Origin of the sequence: Pedobacter kyungheensis, from assembly GCF_000812965.1 — a bacterium.
Taxonomy (GTDB): domain Bacteria; phylum Bacteroidota; class Bacteroidia; order Sphingobacteriales; family Sphingobacteriaceae; genus Pedobacter; species Pedobacter kyungheensis.
Genome location: NZ_JSYN01000015.1, coordinates 65585 through 92325 on the forward strand (window position 1 = coordinate 65585; position 26741 = coordinate 92325).

Below are 26741 nucleotides of genomic sequence, written 5' to 3' on the forward strand. Positions count from 1 at the left end.
TTTTTTATGCAAAACTTTCTTCAAAAAGGCCTTGATTGTGCCGTAAATCCAATTGTTTTAAGTATATTTAAGGGTGTTAAAATATTTTTTTAACTTTTTTTTATGCTTGTTTAACGCTTCATATTCCAGCTAAATGTTTCGTTTTGTTTCGGATTTAAGCAGGGCATAACTGCCTTAAAACAGGTTTAAATATTGTTTTTGTACAGTTTGCTTAAAACGGTCTAATGTGCCCCCAGCGGCCAGAAATTGTGGTGTTTGCTGTACACTAAGTATTTTTGCATTTGGATATGTGCGGTTTTTTTAGGCAATTTTGCAGCGAAAACTTATTCATAAAAAAAATAAATAATGGCTAATCTAGCAGACGAGAACAAGTTCTTTGCAGATGTTTGTAAGAACTTTGACAGTGCGGCTCAATTCACCAATCATCCCGAAGGTTTATTGAACCAGATTAAAACATGTAATAGTGTGTATCGTTTCCAGTTCCCTATCCGCCGCGGAAACGGTTTTGAAGTAATTGATGCCTGGCGCGTAGAACACTCTCACCACATGAGCCCTACAAAAGGCGGTATCCGTTACAGCGAAATGGTAAATGAAGATGAAGTAATGGCGCTTGCGGCATTAATGACCTACAAATGTGCCATTGTTAACGTTCCCTTTGGTGGTGCAAAAGGTGGTATTAAAATTAACACCAAACAATATAGCGTTGCCGAGCTTGAAACCATCACGCGCCGTTATACTACAGAATTAATTAAGAAAAACTTTATTGGCCCCGGTATCGACGTTCCTGCACCTGATTATGGATCGGGAGAACGCGAAATGAGCTGGATTGCCGATACTTATATGACCATGAACCCTGGTCAGCTTGATGCATTGGGTTGTGTTACCGGTAAACCAATTGCTTTGCATGGTATCCGTGGTCGTAAAGAAGCTACGGGCCGTGGCGTGGCTTACGCCGTACGCGAGTGTGTAGAAGTTGCAGAAGATATGGCTAAGCTGGGCTTTAAGGCAGGTTTAGGCGATAAAAGGGTAATTGTACAAGGTTTAGGTAATGTGGGGTATCACTCTGCTAAATTCCTGGCCGAGTTTGGCGCAACCATTGTTGGTCTTTGCGAGTTTGAAGGTGCTATTTACAATCCGAACGGATTAAACGTTGATGAGGTTTTTGCACACCGTAAAAACACTGGCTCAATTTTAGGCTTCCCTGGTGCTAAAGATTTCAAAAATTCAATGGAAGGTTTAGAGCAGGATTGCGATATCATTGTTCCGGCAGCTTTAGAAAACCAGTTCACCGAGCAGAATATCCGCAACATCAAAGCAAGAATTATTGCCGAAGGTGCTAACGGTCCAACTACGCCAGAAGCAGAAGCCATTTTTACCGAAATGGGCGGTATCATCATTCCTGATATGTACTGTAATGCCGGTGGTGTTACGGTTTCTTATTTCGAATGGTTAAAAAACCTTTCGCATGTGGCCTTTGGTCGTATGGAAAACCGTTACGCGGCTAACTCAAATGCCAACCTGATCAATACATTAGAAAACCTGACCGGGAAAACCATTCTTCCTGAGCACCGTTTAATGATTGTGAAAGGTGCATCTGAAATGGAGCTGGTTAACTCTGGTTTAGAAGATACCATGATCCACTCGTACCACGAAATACGCGAAACTTTGATGACCAAGCCTGGTACCCAAACATTAAGAACAGCTGCTTTCGTTAATTCGATTGATAAAATTGCCGTTTCTTACATGAATTTAGGTGTTTGGCCATAAGGGCTCAAAGCTGAAAGACTAAAGCTTAAAGCGAAAATCCTTGCAGATGTAAAATTTGCAAGGATTTTTTTTATTGGCCACTCTAGTTTCTGTTCGTTAACTGTTAAACTGTGGCTGATGCCATGTTTGAGTTTTCTATTTATTTAGATTTTAAAACAGGCCTTAAGATGTAACACTCAACTCTTCTAAATCCAGCCTCCATTCTTCTTTTCTGATCACTTCATCATCATATTCTTTGTTGCGCTTTAAATGGTGCAACTCGTCTCGCTGAAGCTGAATTAAGGTTAGTACTATTTCCTGATAAGCTTTCAAATCTTCTTTATCAATATCACCTCTTTTAAAAGCGTGGATATTATCCTTTTTTTCTTTCAAAGTATGGTGCAGTTCTGCCTTTAGGTTAACCATTAATTCATTGTGTGTACATTGGTGCTGATAATCGGCATTTAACTTATCTAAAGAAAGATCGATCAATTTTAGTTTAATCTGATTAGTCTGCTCTTGCTCCGTTAATTTACTTTTAGACTCAGGGATTTTAAGTAGTTTAATCACCAGCGGAAGGGTAAGGCCCTGTAAAACGAGGGTAATGAAAATCACTACAAAGGTAATGAATAAGATCAGGTTTCTTAAAGGGAAAGCCACTGAATCAGAAATCATTACCGGAATAGAAAGTGCTGCAGCTAAAGATACAACACCTCTCATCCCCGCATAAATAACTACCACATAAGAATGCCAGGTCATATCCCGGTAACGTATTCTCGTTCTTTTGTTAAACAGAAGTGTAATCTGGGCTGTTGAAACTAACCATACCATGCGAACGATAAGCGCCAGTATACTTATTCCCAATCCATAACCAATAGCTTTGATGATTGGATAATCGGGGCCTAAACCATGAACAATATCGGGTAGGGCCAGGCCAATTAATATAAATACCACGCCATTAAGCATAAATATTAATGACGACCATACATTAACCGTTTTGATCCTCGAATTTGAAGTTAAGATTACATGCGATTGGCTGGAAAGTAATAAGCCACCCGATACTACAGCCATTACGCCAGAAGCTTCGAAATGCTCGGCAATGATGTACATAAAGTATGGCGTAAGTAAGGTAAGTACTGTGTCAATATTATCAGTTGTGGGTAACCACCGGTGAATAACATAAAATATACCACCAATGGCAAGGCCGATTAAAATCCCCAGTCCGGCAACAGTAACAAAACTTACTGCCGCATCCTGCATCACAAATGTGCCGCTAATTACAGTAGCCAATGCAAATTTAAATACAATTAAACTGGAGGCATCGTTTACCAAACTTTCACCTTCCAGCAAAGCACTTACAACTTTCGGAATTTTCATGCCTTTTAATACTGCTGCTGCGGCAACGGCATCAGGTGGTGAAACAATGCCGCCCAATAAAAAGCCGAGTGCCAGGGTAAAACCTGGTATAAATGCCACAGATGCATAAGCAACTGCTACTGAGGTAATAAAAACCAAACCCACGGCCATTAAAAAAATCGCTCCTTTATATTCCCAGAAATCTTTCCACGAGGTAAACCAGGCAGCCTCATAAAGCAGGGGCGGTAAAAAAAGCAGGAAAACAATATTTGGGTCTATTTTGATATGCGGAATACCAGGGATAAAGCCAATAAGTAAGCCGGCTAATACCAAAAAGATAGGATAGGAGATTTTTATCTTCTGGCCAATCATCACCAATAGGGTTACACCCAAAAGTAAAACCAGAATAAGAATCAAATTATCGTGAAGCATTTAAGAAGTTTTTATATTATCGATCTACGAATATACCAACGTTTAGTTAAGAAATAACAGACAAATTAAAAGCTGCTGAGTAGCAGATACAATGAATTGATATCCTTATTCGTCATACGCAATGCTCCCCGGATATTAATTTTCCCAGATTTATCTGCTTTGCCCTTAACGTTTAATTGTGCAAGGTTTTTCAGGTAGGGGTTAATCAAAGGCAGGTTAAGCTGTTTGTTTAATTTCTGAAAGTTAATGTTCAGTGTAAAAAAATCAGCCGATTTTGTATAGCTGGTCTTTGGTTTCAAGTCTTTTTTCGAGCTTAAAACTAACTGTTGGTCAGTATGCTTTGCAAATACCTTAAACAGCGGAAATATAGTTTTATTTACAGTTCCACTATCTGCATTCAGGATGTTTTGATGATCAAGATAGTGCATTAATCCTTTGGTATCTGCATTAATCCTGATTACAAAATCGGGTATTTCTCTTTTTTGTAAGCTTATTTTTTCTACCTTTTCAAAATTATCGTTGTATTCGTAAGTAATAATAGAATCAGTTTGAGTAACTGAGTTGGTCCATTCTAAACCGAGATTACCGTTATAATACTTCATTAAGCTATCGCTTTCGAGGCTAAAGTTTTTAAACCTGTAAACTTGATTTAAACCCCGTTTAAAGCTGGCATTTAAATAAAAGTTAAGGGTATTATCAGGGTTTTGCTGATGCTGAAAAGATCTATCTGCCGGTAAAATATCAGCAGATGACAGTACATCTTCAAAATCGATCTGTCCATTTCTAAAATCAATCCAGCCACTATGGTCTTGGTTGCTAAAAACCACATGTTTTTTAAGTGCTAGTTGTGCTTTAAATTTGCTTTCACAAGCTTTTACGGTATTCTTTTTGTTTAAAATGTCGAGCAGATCTGGCTCAGGGTTTTCTATTCTTGCGGCTATTGCAAATGCTGCTGCTTTACGATTGTAGTAGATTACCAAATTGCCGGGCTGCGATTTGGCCATGTTAATTCCTTCGGTTTTTTTGGTGATTTGCAGATGTAATACATTTTTGATAAAACTTTCAAAACCACCAATACTCTCAATTTCCAGACGCGAAAATATAACATTCGTTGGTTTATTGGCGAGATTATAGAGGTAAATACTGGGGGGAATAGACAAGCCTGTAAACCTTTTGTCTGGCTCCGCCGCGGCAGTATCTTTTTTAAAATCAGATTTAAAATAATACACCGGATGGCTTAATACGTTTACCGCAATAGTTTTGTAAAGTTCATCAATATTAATCTGAATCAGGCTTGTGGCATTTTTTGGAATTTCAGTCTGTTCGGCCTGGTGTGTTCTATATTTACTCATGCCGGCAAAAAAAACAAGCAGCAATAAGAATATTGCTGCTGTTATTTTTAAAAATTTTACCATAATTAAGGTTAATCGGTTAATTGTTTAAATCGGTTAACTGTTGGTTCGTCTGTTCGGTAGTCAAATGGTTAATTGTTTAAATCGGTTAACTGCCAATTGTAATCTGTTAACTGAAAACTGTTAACTGAAAACTGTTAACTGAAAACTGATCTATTTCGCTGCATTTTCAATTAACGAGAACAAATATTTTAAAGCATTCTCATGGCCGTTCGGAATTTCTGCGCTAATATCAGCCGATACCAGATTTCCTTTAATCGGGTTAGATTTCATGTATACATTACCCATTTTCTCTAAAGTGCTGTTGAATTTTTTAGCAGTTTCTTCGCCACCAATTTCAGAAGCCGGTACTTTGCCTACCAGGTTTTTAGCATTAAACAAAAAGCTGAAGTTATTTTTGCTCAACAGGTTTTTATGTGTTTTGCTAATCTGGCTTTTTACCTGGTTGCTGTTGATTGCCTGTATTTCAGTTAGTGAATTGCCAAAAAATACAATGCCATCTTTAATCAGGAAATAAATATCAATCGGACTTTTCTTCTCTATTATTTTGTAAATGTTACCCTCGGCGCTTACAAAGTTTTTGTTTACCCCATATTTAATCAGTTTGTTAATTAACCTGGTATCATCAGATGAGAACATAAAAAGAAAATCGGGGAGTGTTTCATTTTTAGTTTTTATCACTTCTTTCTGTTTGTAATCATCATCGTAATCGTAAGTCGTGTAGGTTACCTCTTTACTATTTAATCCGTTAATTACAAACAAGGCATCTCCTTTAATTACTTTGCTCACTGCTTCTTCATCGAGTAAAAGAGACAGCAGATCAGCACCTAGGTCCATTTCTGCATCCATTCGGGCGCCAAGAAATGAGCCATAAGTTTGTTTCATCAGTTTAGGTAATTCTTCCAAATAAGCTTTGGTATCAATGGCGTAGCTCATAAAACCAATTGCTTTTTCGCTGTTTACATACTTTAAAAAGTTCTTGTTCAGCTTTTTGTTCATGATTTTTTTGTATGAATCGGCCTGTTCTTGTGCCAGTTCTAATCCGGTAGAAATGCGGAAACTCTTATTATCCATAAACAGTTTGGCATTTAAACTGCCATAGCCTTTCATTAAACCCGATTTGCCGTAAGTGCCAAATTCGGGAGCAACCGCATTATAAACATCCTGCAGGCTCGAAACCCAAAGTTCTGCAATGGCTTTGCTATCTAAACTGCTTGTGTATGATTTATTGCTTTCAATAGATTCGTAGTTGCCGTTAAAAATTTGCTCGGCTTGTGCAGCCATCCAGGTAAAGGCCAGTCTTTTTTGCTTGGCTTCCTGTTCGGCACGTTCCTGCTGGTAAAGGTCATAGTCTGCGTTTGCCCTTTCTGCTGCGGGTACTGCTTCTGCAACATCCATGGCGGCATCAGCTATAACTTCTTCCTCAACTTCTTGTTTTGGTTTTACTGCAGCTTTTTTCTTTGCCGGTTTTTTCTTGCCAGTGGCTTTTTTAGCTGTCTTTTTGGTAGCTGTTTTTTGCTTTGCCTTAACCTTTACAGGTGGTGCCGGTACAGCTTCTACCATAGGCTCGTCGGTTGTGGTTACGTATGCCGAATCTACCGCAACTGCGGCGCTATCGGCCAAAGTAGCCTCATCATTTTGAAACCTGATATCTTTAATACCATATTGGGCCGATTTAGCCGAATCAGCAAAGAAAGAACTTTTAATGCTGCCGGTAACAAAATACATCATGTTATTGTTCCACTTAATAATGCTGGTACTATCAGGCAGCACCATGGTTTTGGTATCGCCGGTGGTTTTAATTTTATTATCCTTGTTGTTAATCAGGCTTTCAAATTTAGTGGCATCTTTTAAGGGGATCAGAAAACAGTTATAGGTAATACTATCGGTTAACTGGTTAAAATAATACATGTTTTTATCCAGGTTAATCCCGAAATCTTCGATAGTAGTAAAGTTTTTATCGAGCGATTTTGAAGTACCTTCCAGTAATTTTTTGCCAACAAAAGATTCGTTAAAATCTTTTACAAACATCAGTTTAAAAATATTATCGCCTTTAATGGTAGCAACAGTAAAAGCGTTTGCGGGTATTTTTTTAACCAGATCCTGAGCTTTGACCAGGTTGAACAATAAGAGGAGGGAGAAGGAAAATAGAATTTTTTTCATTGGTAATTTTTGTGGTGTGAGCATTGCACCTGCGTAATTACAGGTAAATGGTTGTGTTATTTAGCTAGTTGTATTGAATTGGATACGTTAATTTTTCCGTTTATTAAATCGCTAATGTTGCTTCTAAGCATCACTGCTTTTTTCGATTTTGATACATTTGATGCCGGATTGGTGCTACTTGTTACAAGCGATTCGAAACGGTAAATGCTGGTGTAGGTAGCGCCGTTAAAAACAGCCTTGTCTTTTGGCTTTAACTTGTTGAATTCGGTTTTAGCCGTGCCAATGGCCTGGTACTGTCTGTTAAAAGTTTTACTGGTCTTGTTGTAACTGTATAACGAGGTATTGGTGGCCTTAATTTTTTGTTTCGCCAGGATATTTTTCGTGATGTTATTGATATTGGAAACATCTTTAAACGAAAAACTGATGGTCGCAATAAAGTTGTTAAAATCGGTATTGCTTTTGACGTTAGTGATCCCTTCTGATTTCTTTAGGTAAGCTACAGCCTCATTTAATTCCTGCTGTATTTTTTGCTTGCTGGGCACTTTATAGCCCTGTACGCTATCCAGCAGCATTACTGAGGCTACTTTAGTTTTACTTTGGCTCAGGTTTATGGTCAGTACCACATCGCCGGTACCGTCGTTTTTCATCGAAATTTCTTCAATTACTTCAAAACAAGAGCTTAAAAAAGGTAAAAGGGCAATAAAAAATAAAAGCTTATAGCATTGGTTGAGGCGCATATTCTTCGCAGGTTAGGGGTTCGTTTATCCGTATTCGTTATCCGGTACCAAAATTAATCATTTAGGTGATGAAATGTTAACTCCTGAACAGATAAAGCAGAATTAATAAGAACGGATATAAATAATGTGGTCCCCCGGAAGCTTTTCTTCCAAAAAATCAGCTAATTGTCAATATAAAGACAAGAAAGTGCTAAAAGAATGCTGGCTATGCCTATTTTTTTATCTTTGTTGCCAGCTTTTACAATACAAATAACCATGAAGAAAAGTGCCATCATTGGATTGATTACCATCGCCATCTCGGTAGGGATTTTATTTAGCTTAAATGCCAATACCGATACCTATTCTAATTTTAAAGAAGCAGCTACTTCTAACAAAGAAGAGCATGTGATGGGTTATTGGGAAAAATCAAAAGGCATGTATTACGATGCGGTTAAAGACGCGAACCATTTCTCTTTTTACATGAAAGATGAAAAAGGCGAAATCCGTGAAGTAATTTATAACGGAACTAAACCGCAGGATTTTGAAAAATCAGAAAAGCTGGTACTTATCGGTAAAATGGATAAGGACAAATTCTACGCATCGAAAATTTTAATGAAATGCCCATCTAAATATAACGATAACCTGGTAGAGGTAAATAAAGATGGTAAGGTAGACACCGTAGGGAAATACGGCGAAAAAAAATATAACTAAATTTAATGGATATTCAATTTGTAGGCGAAAACCTGCTGCCGGGTAAAATCGGACAGTTTTTTATTGTACTGGCTTTTAGTGCATCGTTATTATCAACTATCGCATATTTTTATGCCAGTCGCGAGAAAAATTTAGAAGACAAATCCTGGCGCAATCTCGGAAGAATTGGATTCCTGGTTAACTGGGCTAGTATTATTGGTATTGGTGCTACGCTTTTCTATTTAATTTTAGGACATTATAACGAATATAACTACGTTTATTTTCACTCCTCAAAACAACTTCCAATATATTATATAGTATCGGCCTTTTGGGAAGGACAAGAAGGAAGTTTCTGGCTTTGGGCATTCTGGCAGTCGTTTTTAGGTGCATTGCTCATCTGGAAAGCCAAGACCTGGGAGCGCCCCGTAATGACAGTGGTGGCTTTTTCTCAAGTGTTTTTAACTTCAATGATGTTGGGCGTTGAGATTTTTGGCGAACGTATTGGTAGTTCTCCATTTATCCTGCTTAGAGATGCAGTTGACTTAAAGTCAATGGCACCTGTGGTTTTTGCTAACCCTGAAAATTTTAAAGATTATCTTAAATTCATTACCGATGGCAGGGGATTAAATCCGTTATTGCAAAACTATTGGATGGTGATTCACCCGCCAACCTTATTTTTAGGCTTTGCCAGTATGGTTGTTCCTTTCGCTTATGGCATTGCAGCCCTTTGGCAAAAAAGATATAAAGAGTGGATTAAACCAGCTATGCCATGGACGCTTTTTGCGGTAATGGTTTTGGGTACAGGTATTATTATGGGCTCTTTCTGGGCTTATGAGGCGCTAAATTTCGGTGGTTTCTGGGCCTGGGATCCAGTAGAAAATGCTTCTTTAATCCCATGGTTAACGCTGATTGGTGCAGTACACGTAATGATTGCCTATAAAAATACGGGACATGCTTATTTTACTGCTATTGCACTAGTGTTTTTTAGTTTCCTATTGGTGCTTTATGCATCGTTCTTAACCCGTAGTGGTATTTTGGGCGATACCTCGGTACACTCGTTTACCGATATGGGCATGTTTGGCCACCTGATTTTATACAATGTAGTATTTGCTGTTTTAGCTGTTGGATTAATTGTATGGAGATGGAAAGAACTGCCAATTACCACAAAAGATGAAGAAACCTATTCGCGCGAGTTCTGGATGTTTATTGGTGCTTTAGTGGTAACCGTTGCTTGTATCCAGGTTATTTGTTCAACATCAGTACCAGTATTTAACAAAGCTTTTGGAACAAACTTCGCACCGCCACCAGATGCAGTGAAATACTACAATCAATGGCAGGCTCCTTTTGCAATGGTGATCACATTGATATCAGGTTTCTCACAATATCTAAAATACAAAAGAACCGATCCGCGTAAATTCTATAGCAGTTTAGTTTCTGCAGTTATTTTCTCAGTGGTTTTAACAGCAGGTTTGGTATATGTAACAGATGTTTATACCAATACCATGTACATCATAATCACATTCAGTTGTGTATTTGCTGTGCTTTCAAATGCGGCGGTTTTATATCAGGCATTTGGAGGAAAGGCAAAATTGGCAGGCTCGGCCATTGCACACATAGGTTTTGCACTTTTAATCTTAGGAGCATTAGTATCAGCAGCGACCAATAAGCCAATTTCAATAAACGCCAATAATTTTATTCCGGTAAAGGATTTTGAAAAAACAGAGAAACCTGGCGAAAATATCATGCTATACAAGAACGAGCCTAAACAAATGGGCAAGTACACCGTAACTTATGTAAGCGATACCACCCAGGCTCCCAATACTTTTTACACGCTTAACTTTAAGGTTATAGATAAAGAGGGTAAGGTTAAAGAAGATTTTAACTTGCATCCACACACGCAGGATAACGAGAAAATGGGATTAATTGCCTCGCCTGATACCAAACATTATTTAACTTATGATGTGTACACACACATTACAAGTGCTGCAGTTAAACAATCTGCCCACGATGATCATGAAGGTCATTCTGATGATGAAAATTACAAAGCACCACGCATTGTTAAAGTTTCAGTTGGAGATACCATTCATACTTCGAGTGGTGTGGTTACAGTTAAAGATTTAAACAGAAAGCCTACAGCCAAAGATTTAGCATTGTCACAAGGTGATTATGCTGTAGGCTTACCTTTAGAAATTAATGCTGCAGGCAAAATTTACAATACTGAACCCATTTTCTTAATTAAAGGAAACAATACATTCGATTTTGCGCGTAAAGTAGATGAGCTGGATTTGAAGTTCCGCTTCTCGAGGGTTTTACCTGATGAGAAAAAAGTAGAGTTACAAATATTTGAAAAACCGCAACAAGCTAAAGACTGGGTAGTTTTCAAAGCAATCGAATTCCCTTTCATCAATTTATATTGGGCAGGTACCATTGTAATGGTTATTGGTTTCTTATTGTCTATTTTTAGAAGAAGAAAAGAAGCCAGGATCGGATAAGCACATGGAAATCGTTTTATTAGGTTCGGGTAACGTTGCTACACATTTGGCAAAAGCTTTAAAAGCCAAAGGCGAAAATGTGGTGCAGGTTTATAGCCCAAACCTGGTTAATGCGAAATTATTGGCCAACAGCATTGCTGCAGAAGCAATAGGTGATTTAAATGCAATTAAAACCGATGCCGATTTGTATATCATTTCGGTAAAAGACGACGCGATTGAGAGCATAGCTGAAAGATTAAAGGCAGTAAGCGGTTTGGTGGTGCATACTTCTGGCACAACAGATATTAAGGTACTCTCGGCTCAGTTTAAAAAAGCAGGTGTTTTTTATCCTTTGCAGACCTTTTCTAAAGCGAAAGAAGTTGATTTCGATCGCATTCCGCTTTGTATTGAAGCTACTGATGCAGTTCAATTGGAAGTTTTGCACAAACTGGCAGCTAAATTAAGTCAGCAGGTGTACGAACTCGATGGCGAAAAAAGGAAAGTTTTACACCTGGCTGCTGTTTTTGCCTGTAATTTCCCCAACCATTTATATGCTTTAGCCAATCAGATATTGCAGCAAAATGGATTGGATTTTGAGATTATAAGGCCTTTAATAGCCGAAACTGCCGATAAGGTAATGAATAACCTGCCCGAAAATGTACAAACCGGACCAGCAGTAAGGGCTGACGAAACCACTATGAATAAGCACTTAAGCATGTTAAAAGATATGCCTGAGTTGCAGGAAATTTATCAAACATTAAGCAATAGCATAAAATTAATGCCGAAATAGCATTTTTACGGCTTTTGCTTATTACTTTTGCAAAATAATTATGAGCATTTTTAAACTAAAAATAAATTTTGAAGAAGCAGATCACGAACCGGTAGAATTACCTATTGCTGCTGGTGAATCTGTTTTAGATGTTTGTCTGGATAACGGAATAGAATTACAACACAATTGTGGTGGTGTTTGCGGTTGCAGTACCTGCCATGTGTATGTAACCAAAGGGATGGATAATATTGAAGAGATTTCTGATAAAGAAGAAGATTTTATCGATAGGGCAGTACGTCCGAAAATTACTTCACGTTTAGGTTGCCAATGTGTGGTAATTAACGGCGATATCGAAGTAACCATTCCAGATCAGTCTGGTTTTATGGGGCACTAATTTAGTCCTGAGTTCGGAGTCTTTAGTCGGAAGTCCGGAACTTTCCAACATTAAACATTTCAACTTTATAACAAGTTACAACAAGAAACAAAACATGAACAACGATAAATTTGCTTTACCTTTTTACTGGAACGATTACGAAGATATTGCCATGTCTCTATATGAGAAATTTGGAGATGATTTTTCTGAAACCAAAATTTACCGTATCCGTTTTACCGAATTGATTGATTGGGTTTTAGAACTACCTAATTTTAAAGGAACCCGCGAGGAAAGCAATGAAGGTCATTTGGAGCAAATTCAATCGGCCTGGGTATACGAGTGGAGAGATAATCAGTAAGTAGTCCTCAGTCTTGAGTCAACCCCAAACACTTACCGCTAAACGCTAAACGCAAGATGTTTCTCCAGAAATTAAAAGAAATCACTACTTTCATTTTTGATGTAGACGGTGTGCTTACCGATGGAAGCGTTCAGGTTACTGATAATGGCCAGTCGCTGCGCACCTTTAACATTAAGGATGGTTATGCCATGCAACTGGCCGTTAAACGCGGTTACAACGTCTGTATCATTTCTGGTGGCGACGGGATAGCGATGGGCAAGCGCTTTTTTAATTTGGGTGTTACCGATGTTTTTTTAGGAACCGGTGATAAAGTTGCCGTTTTCAATCAATACCTGAATAATAAAAATATTACTGCCGGAGAAGTGCTTTATATGGGCGACGATATTCCGGATCTAAAAGTAATGAAACTGGTTGGACTCCCAACCTGTCCGGCTGATGCCGTTGAAGAAATTAAAGCCATTTCTACCTTCATTTCGCCTTATAACGGAGGCAAAACTGCTGTACGAGATATTATCGAAAAGGTGATGAAAGTACAGGGGAGGTGGCACGATGAAAATCCTAAAGCTTCAGATTCGGGAGTATAGGTATATTAGTTCAATCGTTCATTAGTCATTGGTTCATTAGTAACTGTAAACTGCAAACTGTTCATTGGTTAACTGGTTAATTGTTTAAATCGGTTAACTGTCTACGGATTCCAAGATTGTCCAATCGTTCATTAGTAACTGTCAACCGCCAACTGCAAACTGTTCATTGGTTAACTGGCTAATTGTTTAAATCGGTTAACTGTTTACGGATTCCAAGTTTGTCCAATCGTTCATTAGTAACTGTCAACCGCCAACTGCAAACTGTTTCCATGGTTAACTGGTTAATTGTTTAAATCGGTTAACTGTCTACGGATTCCAAGTTTGTCCAATCTTTCATTAGTAACTGTCAACCGCCAACTGCAAACTGTATTAGGTTAACTGTCTCCTAACTCCAAACACCCAACTCCAAACTTGTTTACTTCAACACTACGCAGATCGTCATTTCGAGCGGAGTGCAACGAAGTCGAGAAATCTGTCTAGAAGATTTCTCCGTTTCGCCAACCGGGGAAAACCGGCCGGCTCCAGTCGAAATGACGATTTTTCTACGGGACCGTCAGTGGCCGCGGACTCGAAGGGCCACTTGCAGCTTTAAACTTCGCGAAACATCAACTTTGTTACACCACTCAGTATTGACCTTATCATTATAATTCTCGTTCTTCAAAATTTGCAATCTATTGGATTATATGCGAAATTTACATTTATAAATTAATCAATCGATTGATTAATTTATCTTTATAAAAAACATTAACTTTAATTATATGAGCACATATCTCGTACCTGTCGATTTTTCTAAAACAGCGGATCATGCCGCTAAATACGCTGCCAGGCTTAGTTTTGCCATGACCAATGCTAAAATAATTTTGCTTAACGCTTACTACGTTTCCGAATATGAAAGTATTCTGCCAACGCCCGATATGCTGATTACAACCGACGATCGCATTGCCGACGAAATTTCGAACAGGTTAGCTGCCCTTGAAAAATTAAAAACCAAATTGCTCGAAATCAACCCTCAGGCAGAAGTAGAAGTTTATTTAACCCGCGATACCATTTTAAGATCGGTAATCGATCGTGTAAACCGCGAAGAAATAGAACTGATTATAATCGGCAGCAACGGTAAAAAAGCAAAAGATGAAAGCGATATCGGCTCTAACGCGATTAAAATCTCTAAATCGAGTCCTGTGCCAGTGCTGGTTGTTCCTCCTAAAGCCGATTACCAATCGATCAGAAAAGCGGTTTTAGCCTGCGATTTTAAAAAGGTTAAAGAAGTTATCCCCATACGTGCCCTTAAAAATATTCTGAGCAAACACGCACTCGAACTTTTGGTGCTCAATATTCATTCCGGCGATAATATCGACCAAAATGAAGAGCATTTTCTGCATGATATGTTAAAGGATTTTTCACCAGCCTATCATTATTCCGACCACCCTGATACGATTAAAGGCATTGTGACATTTGCTAAAAATGAGGGTGCTCAGCTCATTATTGCATTACCCAAGAAGTACAGCTTTTTCGAGAGTTTACTGCACGAAAGCGTGTCGCAGAAGTTAACCATTAAATCGCATGTACCGGTGCTGTTGCTTAAGGATTAAAACTTTTAATCTGCAACAGCTAAGTTACATTTTGTCATTAAACCATTAATTTGTTTTACACTCCAACCAGTCAATTTTCAACCAAAAACAACAAAAAACATGAAAAAATTATTAATGATCTGCGGATTAATGCTAGGTATAGCTGGCTTCGCTAATGCACAACAAGGTGGTGGACAAGGAAGAATGATGATGAAGCCTGAAGATCGCGTAAAACAATTAGACGAGAAATTAAAACTGTCTGACGATCAGAAAACAAAATTGACCGCTGTTTTTACTGAGCAGGCAGAAACCATGAAAAAAATGCGCGAAGAAATGCAAGGTGGCGGAGACAGAGACGCAATGAGAGAAAAAATGCAAAAAATGCGTGCTGATAACGATGCAAAAGTTACTGCAGTATTAACCGACGATCAGAAAAAAACATACGAAGCCTGGCAGAAAGAAATGCGTGCCGAAATGGAAAAACGCAGACAAGGTGGCGGAAATAATTAATCTTTGAAAAATATCAAATAAGAAAAGCGGCTTTAGGTCGCTTTTCTTATTTTAGCGGAAAATTAAAATATGTCAGTTCAATTTCCGCCCATCATTTTAGCCTCTAAATCGCCACGCCGTCAGGAACTTTTAACCCTGATGGGGCTCGATTTTAAGGTCGAATTGAAAGATGTGGATGAGAGTTATCCTGAAGGTTTGAGCCCGGCTGAGATTGCGGTTTACATATCCGAACAAAAAGCCAAAGCTTTTACCGGTGATGGCGAAATTGTAATTACTGCCGATACCATTGTAGCTTTAAACGGCGAAATTTTAGGCAAACCTGTAGATCGTGCGCACGCACAAGAAATGTTAAGTAAATTATCAGGAAGCAAGCACGAAGTTTTTACGGGGGTAACGCTGGTTAAAGGCGACAAGATGTATTCTTTTTATGATCGTACCGCAGTTACCTGTAAAGCCGTTACCGCAACAGAAATAGATTTCTATATCGATAACTATAAACCCTTTGATAAAGCAGGCAGCTATGGCGTGCAGGATTGGTGGGGAATTGTAGTTGTTGAACGCATAGAGGGCTCTTATACCAACGTAATGGGGCTACCTACCGAAAAGCTTTATAACGAGCTGCTAAAATTTATTTAAACTCCTTTGTGGAATTCTGTTAAAACTTTCATCATCTAACAAAATTAGCAAGATGAAAGTTCCATTTAACGAAATCACCATAGCTGAACCCTGCACACAAAACTGGGAATAAATGCAAAAAGGCTCAGGCTTTAATTTCTGTGCAGCTTGCAGTAAAAATGTTATCGATTTCTCGGGTTATACCAATGCCCAGATTATTCAAACATTGGCAAGTGCCAGTTCTAGCGTGTGCGGCCGTTTAAGCCAGGCACAGTTAAACCAGCTCAACTACCATTTAACCCTTGTGCCGGCAACCAACAGAAACTGGATGAAATACCTTGGTGTATTGGCCATTGGCGCAAGTATTTTTGTGCAAGATGCAAAAGCAGAAAGTTTCAAAACATCCGTTGAAACTTTTAAAACTATTCAATACAAGTCTGACGATAAAAAGCCAGTAATCCCCGAAAAAATATATGGATATATAATTGGGATTGACAACAAACCTGCTGCTGGTGTAAAGATATCGATCTTCGATACCCAATATTCGGTATTGACTGATAAAAATGGGCGTTACGAAATTATTTTAGACCATAAATTTGATACCACTAAGAACCAACTGATGATTGAAAACGCGAAGTATTCAGGTTTTTTATTACTCAACTTTTCTAAAGCGAAACAGAATGACCTTAAGCTTAAAAAAGCCGAGTCAATGATAATGGGTAAGATCATCATGACTACAAAAAAATAAACTAAGTAAATTACGCTTAAATCTCTCCATGATCTGTACATTTTTGTACAGGTCATTTTTTTTAGATCTGACTGGCCAAAACACCCATTTTTAAATCGTAAGTAGAAAGTGTAAGCCTGTTTATTTTACAGCGGCCTAAAACATAATTGGTAATTAAGGTGGCAATTACAATCATATCAACCCGTAGCGGAATAATGCCAGGCATTTCTACTCTTTGCTGGTGGGTAGAGTTGATCAGCTTTCCAGCTATTTCAATGTAATCATCGTAGTTAAACGGATAGCTTTTGATTTGTGCAATGTCTGCAAACTGGTTTTGTTTTCTGGTAACCAGTTCAGCAAAGGTTTCGAATGCACCAGCCGAGCCAATTAAAATTTGAGGTTTATATTTTTCGCAGATTTCGAAAAGATCTGTCAGCTGTTCCTGCACGTGAAAAAGAATGGCCTGTTTATCTTCGTCAGAAAGGGGATCGGATTTAAAGAATTGCTGCATTAGGCGTGCAGCGCCAATGTTGTAACTTTTTTTCCAGATCAATTGCTCCATATCGCAGAGAATAAATTCTACACTGCCACCACCAATATCCATAATTAAAGATAGTTCTTGTATGGCTCCGCTCAATTTTACGCCCTGGTAAATCAATTCAGCTTCCTCATCGCCGCTTATGGTTTCGATATTGATACCGGTTGCTTCCTTAACCGCTTGTACAAAATCATTACCATTTTCAGCACTTCTAACTGCCGAAGTTGCCGTTGCCCTTATGCGATCAACCTTATACTCCGAAATAGTTTGATGAAAGGTTTTAAGGCAGTTTATACCCCTTTCAAATGCCGTTGGGATAATCAGGTTATCATTAATCCGACCTTCGCCCAGTTTAACGGGAACGTTGGTTTTGTATAAAATTTCGGGATCATTTCCTGTTGCTTCAGCAATAAGCAGGTGGAAGGTGTTGGTGCCCAGATCGATAACAGCAATGCGCATAATAATCAGGTTTAGGAAAGCAAAAGCAGTAGCTTTTCGGTGCCGCTAGTCCTGCTATCCATTAAATTTCGTTATTGTTGGTGCTAAATTAAGGTTAGTACAACGAAATACCAGTACTATCAGGTTTATTTTATTTCAACCATTGCATTTAGGTAAATAGAAGGACCTGAGTATTATTTTATGGCTAGTTGTAACTGCCTCGCATTATGCAAGGCTGCTGTGCCCCAGGTATTGTTAAAATAAACAAAAACCTCTTTGGTAGCCGTGTTAATTTGTTCCGGAAAAGCCTCAATCAATGCCTTGTCGTATTCAGATTTATAAAGCACGGGTTTACCATGAAAGCGATAATACACGGTGTCGGTATTTTGAATCACGGTATCGGGCAGGGCAGAGGGGTAACTTTGACCGCTAAAGATAATGCCGCTATGCGCAAGTTCTTGATAAATCTCCTCGTTAAACCAGCTCAGATGCCGAAACTCGACCACATTCTGATAATCTGGATTTAAATTTTTAGTTAATCTGCTCATCCGCTCAGCTGTAAATTCAAATTTAGGTGGAAACTGGAATAAGATACAACCAATTTTGTCCTTTAAACCTGTCTGAACAGCAGTATAGAAATCGTTGAGGAGTGTTTTACAATCATTAAGCTGCTTATAGTGGGTTATTAAACGCGGAGCTTTAATGGTAAATACAAAATCACCAGGGCTTTCATCGTACCATTTTTCGAACGATTTTTGCGTTGGCATCCGGTAAAAGGTTGAATTAATTTCTATGGTATTGAAGTGCTGGCAATAATATTTAAACCAGTTTTTTTGTGCGAGGCCTTTTGGGTAGAATACTTCTTTCCATTCGCGGTAATAAAATCCCGAACAACCAATTCTCCATTTCATGTATAGAGAACAGGCTCTCTAAAAAAAGGTTTATTATCCGTTGTAAATGGCTATAAAAATAATTAGTGAAAAGCCAATATAACCAGAGAGTTTTAAATAAATGTTGTCTTTTTTACCTAAGAAACCCAGTGTTGATGCAAATAATAAATACAAGATTGAAAGGATTAAAAAACCACCAAAAGGCGGATGATGGTTTTTTGTATGATCATGTTGTATCGCTGATGTAAAAAACACTTTAAGTAAAAGAGATGTGAGCCATCCTACAAGATATAAAGTAAATATTGACCACAGTATTGGATGCTTTTTCAAGATTCATTTAGATTTTTATATTAATACTCATTTGTCAATATGGTAACCTATAAACATTGCACTTCGGTTAAGCATGGAGTATAAAACAAAAAAACCGATGCTTGCGACATCGGTTTCCTAACTATATGGAATTAATTACTCAAAATACTCTTTCATTCTTTCGAAGAAGTTTTTGTCGTTTTTGCCTGGCTGAGGCTTAAAGTTCGGAGATTCGCGTAGTTTCTCTAAAGTACTTCTTTCTTCGCTGCTAAGTGCCTTTGGTGTCCAGATGTTGATGTGTATAATTTCATCACCTCTGTGGTAAGAGTTCACCTCTGGTAAACCTTTGCCTTTTAAACGCAATAATTTTCCGCTTTGGGTACCCGGATCGATTTTAATTTTAGCTTTACCATCAATTGTAGGTACTTCAATGCTCATACCTAAAGCAGCATCTACAAAGCTTAAATGTAAGTCGTAAACAATATTATTGCCCTCGCGTTTTAAGGTTTCGTGTGGAACTTCTTCGATCAGGATAATTAAATCGCCCGGAATACCGCCATTTGGTGCTGCATTTCCTTTGCCACTCATGCTCAGTTGCATGCCTTCGCTTACACCTGCAGGAATGTTAATGGTAATGGTTTCTTCGCCACGTACAACACCATCGCCATGGCATACATTACATTTAGAAGTAATTTGCTGACCGCTTCCGTTACAGGTTGGGCAGGTAGATGCAGTTTGCATCTGGCCCAAAATGGTATTGGTTACCCTGCGTACCTGACCGCTACCACCGCAGGTACCACAGGTACTTACTGATGATTTATCTTTTGCGCCAGAACCATCGCAGGTTTTACAAACAATCAGTTTATTAACCTTAATTTTCTTTTCGGCACCATGGGCAATTTCTTCAAGCGTTAGTTTAACCTTAATGCGCAGGTTAGAACCTTTAGCTACACGACGGCCACCACGTTGCTGGCCACCGCCACCGCCGCCAAAAAAGCTTTCGAATGGGTTATGACCACCAAAAATATCCCCAAAATTACTGAAGATATCATCCATGTTCATATTGCCACCACCGTAGCCACCAGAGGCACTGCTGCCTACACCCGCATGACCAAACTGATCGTAACGCTGTTTCTTTTCAGGGCTGCTTAAAACTTCGTATGCTTCTGCAGCTTCTTTAAATTTATCCTCAGCGGCTTTATCTCCCGGGTTTTTATCCGGGTGATATTTAATCGCCATCTTACGGTAAGCCTTCTTTATCTCGTCAGCAGCTGCGCTTTTGGTTACGCCTAGTACGTCGTAATAATCTCTTTTACTCATTTTCTTTGTAACATGTTGAAATGTTTGAAAGTTAGAACGTTCAATGTTCCTAAACTCAAACAAACATTCCCTTTATTTTTTTATTGACTGGAGATCATTGCTGAAATTGCTGTTTACAACATTCCAATCTTTAACCTTCCAATTTTTCAATTCTTTTAAGCGCCAACTACTACTTTAGCGAAGCGAATCACATTATCATTTAAAGTATAACCTTTTTCAACCTCGTCAATCACTTTACCTTTTAAATCTTCGGTAGGGGCAGGGATATTGGTAATGGCTTCGTGGAAATCGGTATTAAAAGGCTGGCTGATGCTTTCAACATCTTTCAAACCTTTTTGTGCCAAAGTATTTTTCAATTTGGTACTTACCAGTAAAACTCCTTCTTTAACCGGGGCAACTTCGCTGGCACTTTCCATGGCTTTTAATGCGCGGTCAAAATCGTCTAAAACTGGTAAAAGCGATACAATTACATCTTTACCGGCAGTTTGCAACAACTCTACGCGTTCTTTTTGCGTACGGCGTTTGTAATTATCGAACTCTGCATATAAACGCAGGTATTTATCGTTAAGCTGTTGAACTTCTGCCTGCAATTTCTCTTCGGCAGTTAATTCTTGTGCTTGTTCAGTCTCATTTGCAGCGGCATCAGTATTTTCTACATTTTCGGTAGCATTTTCTGATGTATTTTCAGTATTCATTATATTTTCTTCTTTATCGTTATTTTTCTTCTTATTAAACATAATATCGGGCTGAATTTTTTTGTGTTAATCTCAACTATTTTGCCATAAACGTAAATCAGCCAAGCTGTCAGATTTATTTGTAATTATCTGAACAGTTTGGCTGATTAGCTGACGGATGTCAGAATTTTTTATGCTATTTGTGCACTTTCGTGAACAATGCCATTTTCACATTTGATAATGCGCGATGGGAAAGTGCGGATGATGTGATAATCATGTGTGGCCATTAAAACGGCAGTTCCGGCCTGACTGATTTGCTTCAATAGCGTTACAATCTCTTCCGAAGTTTCAGGATCTAAGTTACCTGTAGGTTCATCGGCCAGGATAATTTCAGGGTCGTTAAGCAAAGCCCTTGCAATTACAATACGTTGCTGCTCGCCACCCGAAATTTCGTGCGGCATTTTTTTAATCTTAGAGCGTAGGCCTACTTTATCCAAAACATCCTTAATCCGCTCGTTAATCAGCTTTTCGTCTTTCCATCCGGTAGCTTTCAGCACAAATTCGAGGTTTTTTTCAATGGTTCTGTCAGTCAGTAATTGGAAATCCTGAAAAACCACGCCCAGTTTACGGCGTAAAAAAGGTACCTGGCTTTCTTTCAGGTTTTTAAGGTCGAAACCTGCAATGTTACCCTCGCCGTTACCAATATGAAGATCGCCGTACAATATTTTAAGCAAACTACTCTTGCCCGAACCGGTTTGCCCGATTAAGAATATAAATTCGTCTTTTTCGATGTGTAAATTTACGTTTGAGAGTACCAGATGTTTCTGTTGAAAAACATCAACATTGCTTAAATGAATTACTGCGTTACCTGCCATATATTATATTTCTAATTTTGCAATCTGCCCAAAAGGCAGGTCTTTAACCATTTCCATAATGTAATCCTGCTTGTCGCCAAGCCCCAGTTTTTCCAGCGATTTATCGGGTCTGTCTACCCTGAAATAAGCTAAAAGTGTAAACTTATCGTCTCTTAACTGTACGTAATCCGGAATTTTGGCTATGCCTTTAACTTTAACGATATACATTGTGCTCAAAAATAGCATTTCCAAATGATAAGCGAAAGTATGAATCCCTTTTTATCTGACTAACATCAGCCAGCCGGTGTAAGTTTGGAAATCTTCGTTTAAATAAACAGAATAATAATACACTGCAGGAGGGAGGTCTTTTCCATTCATTTTGCCATCCCAGGGCTTAAAAGGTCCGGTGCTTTGGTAAACCAGATTGCCGTAACGGTTCATAATTTTGACAACAGGGTTAGGAAACGATGCTGCTGCAGGGATATTCCAGGTATCATTTACATTATCTCCATTTGGAGAAAAAGTATTGGGAATAACCACTTTTGGATAAACGGTTATGTTGACCTCATCGCTGCTGCTGCTGCAACCTAAATTAGAAGTGGCATATAAGGTATAGGTGATATCGTGCGGTGGGCTGGCAACAGGATTCAGTTTGGTCGGATCATCAAGATAATCGGCCGGTGTCCATAAATAAGTAACATCGCTGGAAACTTTACCATTTAAAGTTATTTTTTGCCCGTTAACGATTTTTTGGTCAGCACCTGCATCAGCCATTGCATTTTTATTCACACTAACAGTTATCTGTGCGGTTCCCGAACAACCATCTTTAGTGACGGTAACGCTATATACGGTTGTTTCGATCGGGCTAGCCACGGGGTTAGGGCTTTCGGGATCGGAAAGGCCAGTGGCGGGTTGCCAGAGGTACTGGGTACCACCAGATGCCGCTAACTGAATAGATTTACCCTCACAAATAGCAGCCGTTTGGATGTTGGTGGTTATGGCTAGCGGATCACTGACAATTACTTGAGTTGACGCAGGCGAAGTACATCCGTTTGCTGTAACCTGAACAGTGTATTCGCCCCCCATGGCTTTGGTTGCATTAATGATGGTAGGGCTTTGGGCTGCAGAGGTAAAACCGTTTGGCCCGGTCCAGCTGTAAGTGGTTCCGCCCGATGCATTTAACTGAATAGTGCTGCCATTACAGAAAGGACCGAAGTTTTCGGCCCTGGCAACGGGTAGGGGATTTACTGTTACTGTAATCGGATCGGATACGGCCCTGCAAAATACTTTATCGATGTTTCCGTTAATGGCGGTAATTAAGCGGTATTGATAAGTACCCGCTGGCTGATTTATAAAGTTAATGGTTGCTTGTTTTGTTGTTGTACCATTAATATCAACCCAGCCAGTGCCCTTGTTTTCCTGCCATTGATAAACGGGATTGGCATACTCTGGTGAAATATTGGCATTTACCGTAAAACTGTTTGTATTCCCCTCGCACATATTTAGGGCTGTATTATTGAGGTTGAAAAAAGGAGCAATACCTGGGCCGCAGGCTCGCACAGTAATATCATCGAGTGCAAAATCGTTACCACTGTTGGTTGGGGTATCGTTAACCAGCTGCAGCGTTACAGTAGAATTGTTTGCATTGCTGAAATCAAGCGTGTATTGGTGCCACATCCCATCTGCGGTTACATTTCCTGTTGAGGCATTACCCAAGAGGTTACCATTAGGATCAATTACCTTTAAAATCATATTTGGGGGCTGGGCATTTGCTGCAGCCGAGTTGGTATTAAGTACCCAAATAGATAAACGTAAAAGTGTATTTGGGCAAAGATCATCCATTTTTTGCTCAAAAAACACAGTTTTGGTCGCAATACCATCAATTAAGAGCATTAAACCATTGCTATCGCCAGTATGATCTGCATGAGGTTGCCAGTAAATAGAATAAGGGTTGCCCGGGGTAGCAGGTGTTTTTACCAGGCCCGATTGATTGGCCGTTAAATTAGTTGGGATTGATCCCGGAGGCCCTTTAAAAGTTGTTGAAGTTGATGCTCCTGGCGCATATTGTGCTAGAGGGCCATACCAGTTATCGGTATTGTTGCCCTGACCAAAAGTCTGGTTAATTAAAGGCTGTCCAAAAGTGCCGGTACATACCTGTGCCCTGGCAAAATTTGCAAATAACAAAATACAAACAATGGATAGCGCTTTTATTAAACGATACATCTACTGGCTCAGGTCAATTGGCTAATATCTAAATAAAAACTTATAATCCAATTGCTTAGCGCGATCAATTTAGCGCATTCAAAAATTCAATCGTATTTACATTATCGGCATAATCCCATAGTTTAGGATGCTGGCTTTGGCCAAAATCAAAACTGGCTACATTGATTGCAGATTTGGTAACCACACACTGGATATCTGCCGCTTTATCTTTCAGTTTATCTTCTACATCCTGCAGATTTTCATATTCTTCATAATAAAGCACTGCCAGTGGTGAAGCTAAACTTTCATCTTCTTTTAACAACAAAAAGCCATTATCGAAATGTTTGGCAGCATTTACCAGATAAATAGATTTATTGTAATCGTAATTGTTCTGGTATTTAAAGTGATTAATAATCTGGTTATTGCTTTCTATGCCCTCATATAAGTGGGCAATATCATACCCTTTCGGGAAATAGATTTTAGAAACATTGCGGCAGCCCAGACCGAAATAATCGAAAATATCGGCACCCAGGTTTTGAATATCTGCTTTACTTTCAGTTCCATCCAAAACAGCAACACTGTTTCTGTTTTTGCGGATGATGTTGGGCACTTTGCTGAAATAGTAATCAAAGTACCGCGAAGAATTATTACTTCCGGTGGCAATTACCGCATCAAAATCTTTTAAACGCTCCACATATTCAATTTTATCTGCAAAAGCGGGTTCAATATTAATCAATTCGGCAATTACTGTTCTAATCAGTTTATCATCTGATGAAGAAAGCTTGATTAAGGCTATGTTTCCAGTGGCTAAAACGCATAAAACATCATGTAAACCCACTAGCGGAATGTTTCCTGCCAGGATTAAACCAACCTTTTTAGGCGAGATACTAAACTTTACTGACTGGAACCAAATGGCTAAATCTGCCTCATTTAGCATGGCCGCAAAAGATAAAACAGATTTTTTTATATTTTCCTGAGTGAACCATGCATTGGCACTTTCTGCACTATAAAGTGCATTTCCTAGTATGTCAGTAGGGTTTGTAAGCTTTTTGCCGAGTTCACCAAATGCGTTAATTGCTTTTTCTTGAGTTAATGCTGACATATTTAGAATTATTATTAATTGATTATATCTTATATTTGCAGCGCAAAGGTAAACTAAGCAAAAGAATTAGACGAAAACATGGCAATTAAAATAACAGATGAGTGTATAAATTGTGGGGCATGTGAACCAGAATGTCCAAATAACGCAATTTACGATGCCGGAACTGCATGGCGTTTTTCTGATGGTACGAATTTAAACGGTATCATTGATTTTGGTAATCAACAAATCGAAGCTGATGCAGCTCAGGAAGCAGTTTCTGATGAAGTATATTATATCGTATCAGATAAATGTACAGAGTGTAAAGGTTTTCATGATGAGCCTCAGTGTGCGGCAGTATGTCCGGTTGACTGTTGTGTAGACGACGAGGATATCCGTGAAACAGAAGAAGAATTATTGGCTAAGAAAGCCTGGTTACACCAGGAAGGATAGGCGAAAGATATTAAATGAAAAAAGTCTCGGTTTTATTAAATCGAGACTTTTTTTGTTTAGAAGATTTTTAATTGCTTATGCCACGGATACACGGATGTATTTTTGCACCATGCTAACTAATGAACTAATGAACCATTTAATTAATCCACCTCACATTTATTAGGGATAATCAAAACCGGACAAGCCGATTTCCGGGCCACGTGTTCGGCTACACTTCCCATTAAAAAGTGATACAATCCGGTGCGGCCGTAGGTTCCGATTACTATAAGATCTGACCCCCACTCGTCTGATTGCTGAATGATGCCATGTGCTGCGGTATCTACAATGCTGAGGTAGGTGGTTTTGATGTCTTTACCATATTTTTCCTCCATTTCCTTAAGTAAAACATGGCTATTCTCTTCGCTATTATCGTAAGTTTCTAAGAATACCGGTGCTAATGTTAAGTCGGGGTTTACATTGGCAGGTATAGGTTCGATAATATTAACCAATGCTACTTCTGCTCCAAATTTTTCTGCCATGTCGTAACCGGCTTTTGCCGCCTTTTCTGAGCAGGTACTGTTATCAACGGCAATTAATATCTTTTTAAAGTTCATAGCGTGTGTATTTAAAAGGTTATCATCATAAAAATAACAAATTTGCAGGCAAAATGTTAGGCAATGGATGTATTTTATTAGTTTTACTCTACTAATTTACAGGCACATTAAATGGAAAACCAATATGGTATTTGCAGGGTTGCAGTAGCACCTTTGCGGGCAGATGCTTCAGATCGATCAGAAATTGTATCCCAACTCTTATTCGGAGAACATGTAGAAATTATCCAGAAAGAAGAACGCTGGTGGCTGGTACAAAACGGATATGATGGTTATGAAGGCTGGATGGATTTCAGGCAGCTGGCCCCCATTAGTCAGGATCAGTTTGTCGAAATGCACGATTGTCATTTGCTTGCGCCTTTAAGTTTTAACAACACCTTAACCGCCGAAGATGGTAGTTTGTATCATTTATGCCCGGGTAGTAACCTGCCATTTTTAAAAGATGGAATTTGCTATGCCGGCGCAGAGCGGTATAAACTGGGATTTGATGCACATAATAACCAAAAAACAGATTTTAAAACTGATGTTACGGCTACAGCTAAATTTTTCCAGAATATACCTTACTTATGGGGCGGACGGAATTTATTTGGTTTAGATTGCTCTGGTTTTACACAATTGGTATTTAAAATACTTGGTATTAAACTAAACCGCGATGCTTCACAACAGGCAGAACAAGGCGAACTGGTAGGCTTTTTGGCTGAATGCCGGCCCGGTGATGTTGCTTTTTTTGATAACGACGAAGGCAAAATTACCCACGTGGGTATTATGTTGAGCCCAAATGAAATTATCCATGCCTCGGCCAAAGTTAAAATAGATCCTATAGATGACCAGGGAATTTTTAATAAAGAACTGGGCAAATACTCACATAAACTCAGAATTATAAAACGTTTTGTGGAATAATGGCC

General features: G+C 38.8%; 26 protein-coding genes. 13 read left to right on the forward strand and 13 right to left on the reverse strand.

Annotated features, from left to right (window positions below):
- Window positions 1-345: 345 nt before the first annotated feature.
- Window positions 346-1767 (forward strand): Glu/Leu/Phe/Val family dehydrogenase, encoded by a 1422-nt coding sequence (locus tag OC25_RS13025; protein ID WP_039476711.1) that lies wholly within the window; start codon window positions 346-348, stop codon window positions 1765-1767.
- 162 nt (window positions 1768-1929) lie between these two features.
- Here OC25_RS13025 and OC25_RS13030 read toward each other — a convergent pair whose 3' ends face one another.
- The 4 genes from OC25_RS13030 to OC25_RS13045 all read right to left on the reverse strand — a co-directional run bounded on the left by OC25_RS13030 (window position 1930) and on the right by OC25_RS13045 (window position 7846).
- Window positions 1930-3534, reverse strand: a complete 1605-nt coding sequence (locus OC25_RS13030) for a Na+/H+ antiporter (protein WP_039476712.1) — start codon at window positions 3532-3534, stop codon at window positions 1930-1932.
- Between the two features lie 65 nt (window positions 3535-3599).
- The gene (locus tag OC25_RS13035) at window positions 3600-4949 is read right to left on the reverse strand and encodes a hypothetical protein (protein WP_039476713.1); all 1350 of its coding nucleotides are present in this window, start codon (window positions 4947-4949) and stop codon (window positions 3600-3602) included.
- Between the two features lie 150 nt (window positions 4950-5099).
- Window positions 5100-7109 (reverse strand): hypothetical protein, encoded by a 2010-nt coding sequence (locus OC25_RS28235; RefSeq protein WP_209435591.1) that lies wholly within the window; start codon window positions 7107-7109, stop codon window positions 5100-5102.
- 56 nt (window positions 7110-7165) lie between these two features.
- Window positions 7166-7846, reverse strand: a complete 681-nt coding sequence (locus tag OC25_RS13045) for a hypothetical protein (RefSeq protein ID WP_039476715.1) — start codon at window positions 7844-7846, stop codon at window positions 7166-7168.
- A gap of 255 nt (window positions 7847-8101) precedes the next feature.
- On the opposite strand from OC25_RS13045, the gene OC25_RS13050 reads away from it, so the two are divergent.
- The 10 genes from OC25_RS13050 to OC25_RS13095 all read left to right on the forward strand — a co-directional run bounded on the left by OC25_RS13050 (window position 8102) and on the right by OC25_RS13095 (window position 16511).
- A complete protein-coding gene (locus OC25_RS13050; RefSeq protein WP_039476977.1) occupies window positions 8102-8536 on the forward strand; it encodes a cytochrome c maturation protein CcmE domain-containing protein in 435 nt (144 codons plus the stop codon).
- A 5-nt stretch (window positions 8537-8541) separates the two neighbouring features.
- Entirely contained in the window at window positions 8542-11007 is a 2466-nt protein-coding gene (locus tag OC25_RS13055) for a heme lyase CcmF/NrfE family subunit (protein WP_039476716.1), read from the forward strand.
- Window positions 11008-11011: 4 nt separating this feature from the next.
- Window positions 11012-11776, forward strand: coding sequence for a Rossmann-like and DUF2520 domain-containing protein (locus tag OC25_RS13060; protein WP_039476719.1), 765 nt, complete (start codon window positions 11012-11014; stop codon window positions 11774-11776).
- Window positions 11777-11816: 40 nt separating this feature from the next.
- Window positions 11817-12149 carry a 2Fe-2S iron-sulfur cluster-binding protein gene (locus OC25_RS13065; protein WP_039476720.1) on the forward strand — a complete coding sequence of 111 codons (333 nt, stop codon included), beginning with the start codon at window positions 11817-11819 and terminating at the stop codon, window positions 12147-12149.
- Window positions 12150-12243: 94 nt separating this feature from the next.
- Window positions 12244-12486, forward strand: coding sequence for a Fe-S cluster assembly protein IscX (gene iscX, locus OC25_RS13070; protein ID WP_039476722.1), 243 nt, complete (start codon window positions 12244-12246; stop codon window positions 12484-12486).
- Window positions 12487-12542: 56 nt separating this feature from the next.
- Window positions 12543-13070: a KdsC family phosphatase gene (locus OC25_RS13075; RefSeq protein ID WP_039476725.1), complete on the forward strand. Its 528-nt coding sequence runs from the start codon at window positions 12543-12545 to the stop codon at window positions 13068-13070.
- 758 nt (window positions 13071-13828) lie between these two features.
- Window positions 13829-14659 (forward strand): universal stress protein, encoded by an 831-nt coding sequence (locus tag OC25_RS13080; RefSeq protein ID WP_039476727.1) that lies wholly within the window; start codon window positions 13829-13831, stop codon window positions 14657-14659.
- Between the two features lie 99 nt (window positions 14660-14758).
- Window positions 14759-15148, forward strand: coding sequence for a hypothetical protein (locus OC25_RS13085; RefSeq protein WP_039476730.1), 390 nt, complete (start codon window positions 14759-14761; stop codon window positions 15146-15148).
- 69 nt (window positions 15149-15217) lie between these two features.
- Window positions 15218-15784, forward strand: a complete 567-nt coding sequence (locus tag OC25_RS13090; protein ID WP_039476732.1) for a Maf family protein — start codon at window positions 15218-15220, stop codon at window positions 15782-15784.
- Between the two features lie 112 nt (window positions 15785-15896).
- Window positions 15897-16511: a carboxypeptidase regulatory-like domain-containing protein gene (locus tag OC25_RS13095; RefSeq protein WP_039476734.1), complete on the forward strand. Its 615-nt coding sequence runs from the start codon at window positions 15897-15899 to the stop codon at window positions 16509-16511.
- 61 nt (window positions 16512-16572) lie between these two features.
- Here the strand turns inward: OC25_RS13095 and OC25_RS13100 are convergent, their stop codons facing one another.
- From OC25_RS13100 to OC25_RS13140, 8 genes are all read right to left on the reverse strand, one after another.
- The gene (locus tag OC25_RS13100; protein WP_039476737.1) at window positions 16573-17487 is read right to left on the reverse strand and encodes a Ppx/GppA phosphatase family protein; all 915 of its coding nucleotides are present in this window, start codon (window positions 17485-17487) and stop codon (window positions 16573-16575) included.
- A 173-nt stretch (window positions 17488-17660) separates the two neighbouring features.
- Window positions 17661-18377, reverse strand: coding sequence for a DUF72 domain-containing protein (locus tag OC25_RS13105; RefSeq protein ID WP_039476739.1), 717 nt, complete (start codon window positions 18375-18377; stop codon window positions 17661-17663).
- A gap of 444 nt (window positions 18378-18821) precedes the next feature.
- Window positions 18822-19985 (reverse strand): molecular chaperone DnaJ, encoded by a 1164-nt coding sequence (gene dnaJ, locus OC25_RS13115; RefSeq protein ID WP_039476742.1) that lies wholly within the window; start codon window positions 19983-19985, stop codon window positions 18822-18824.
- Window positions 19986-20140: 155 nt separating this feature from the next.
- Window positions 20141-20722 carry a nucleotide exchange factor GrpE gene (locus tag OC25_RS13120; protein ID WP_156131470.1) on the reverse strand — a complete coding sequence of 194 codons (582 nt, stop codon included), beginning with the start codon at window positions 20720-20722 and terminating at the stop codon, window positions 20141-20143.
- A 128-nt stretch (window positions 20723-20850) separates the two neighbouring features.
- Window positions 20851-21534, reverse strand: a complete 684-nt coding sequence (locus OC25_RS13125) for a cell division ATP-binding protein FtsE (protein ID WP_039476744.1) — start codon at window positions 21532-21534, stop codon at window positions 20851-20853.
- 3 nt (window positions 21535-21537) lie between these two features.
- Window positions 21538-21741 (reverse strand): hypothetical protein, encoded by a 204-nt coding sequence (locus OC25_RS13130; protein WP_039476747.1) that lies wholly within the window; start codon window positions 21739-21741, stop codon window positions 21538-21540.
- A gap of 51 nt (window positions 21742-21792) precedes the next feature.
- Entirely contained in the window at window positions 21793-23736 is a 1944-nt protein-coding gene (locus tag OC25_RS13135) for a T9SS type B sorting domain-containing protein (RefSeq protein WP_039476748.1), read from the reverse strand.
- Between the two features lie 64 nt (window positions 23737-23800).
- A complete protein-coding gene (locus OC25_RS13140; RefSeq protein ID WP_039476750.1) occupies window positions 23801-24817 on the reverse strand; it encodes an acyl-CoA reductase in 1017 nt (338 codons plus the stop codon).
- 78 nt (window positions 24818-24895) lie between these two features.
- On the opposite strand from OC25_RS13140, the gene OC25_RS13145 reads away from it, so the two are divergent.
- Window positions 24896-25246 carry a 4Fe-4S dicluster domain-containing protein gene (locus OC25_RS13145; RefSeq protein WP_025143125.1) on the forward strand — a complete coding sequence of 117 codons (351 nt, stop codon included), beginning with the start codon at window positions 24896-24898 and terminating at the stop codon, window positions 25244-25246.
- A 140-nt stretch (window positions 25247-25386) separates the two neighbouring features.
- Here the strand turns inward: OC25_RS13145 and OC25_RS13150 are convergent, their stop codons facing one another.
- Window positions 25387-25839 (reverse strand): universal stress protein, encoded by a 453-nt coding sequence (locus OC25_RS13150; protein WP_039476755.1) that lies wholly within the window; start codon window positions 25837-25839, stop codon window positions 25387-25389.
- Between the two features lie 111 nt (window positions 25840-25950).
- Here OC25_RS13150 and OC25_RS13155 point away from each other — a divergent pair, with 111 nt between their 5' ends.
- Entirely contained in the window at window positions 25951-26736 is a 786-nt protein-coding gene (locus OC25_RS13155) for a C40 family peptidase (RefSeq protein ID WP_039476758.1), read from the forward strand.
- The last annotated feature ends 5 nt before the right edge of the window (window positions 26737-26741 follow it).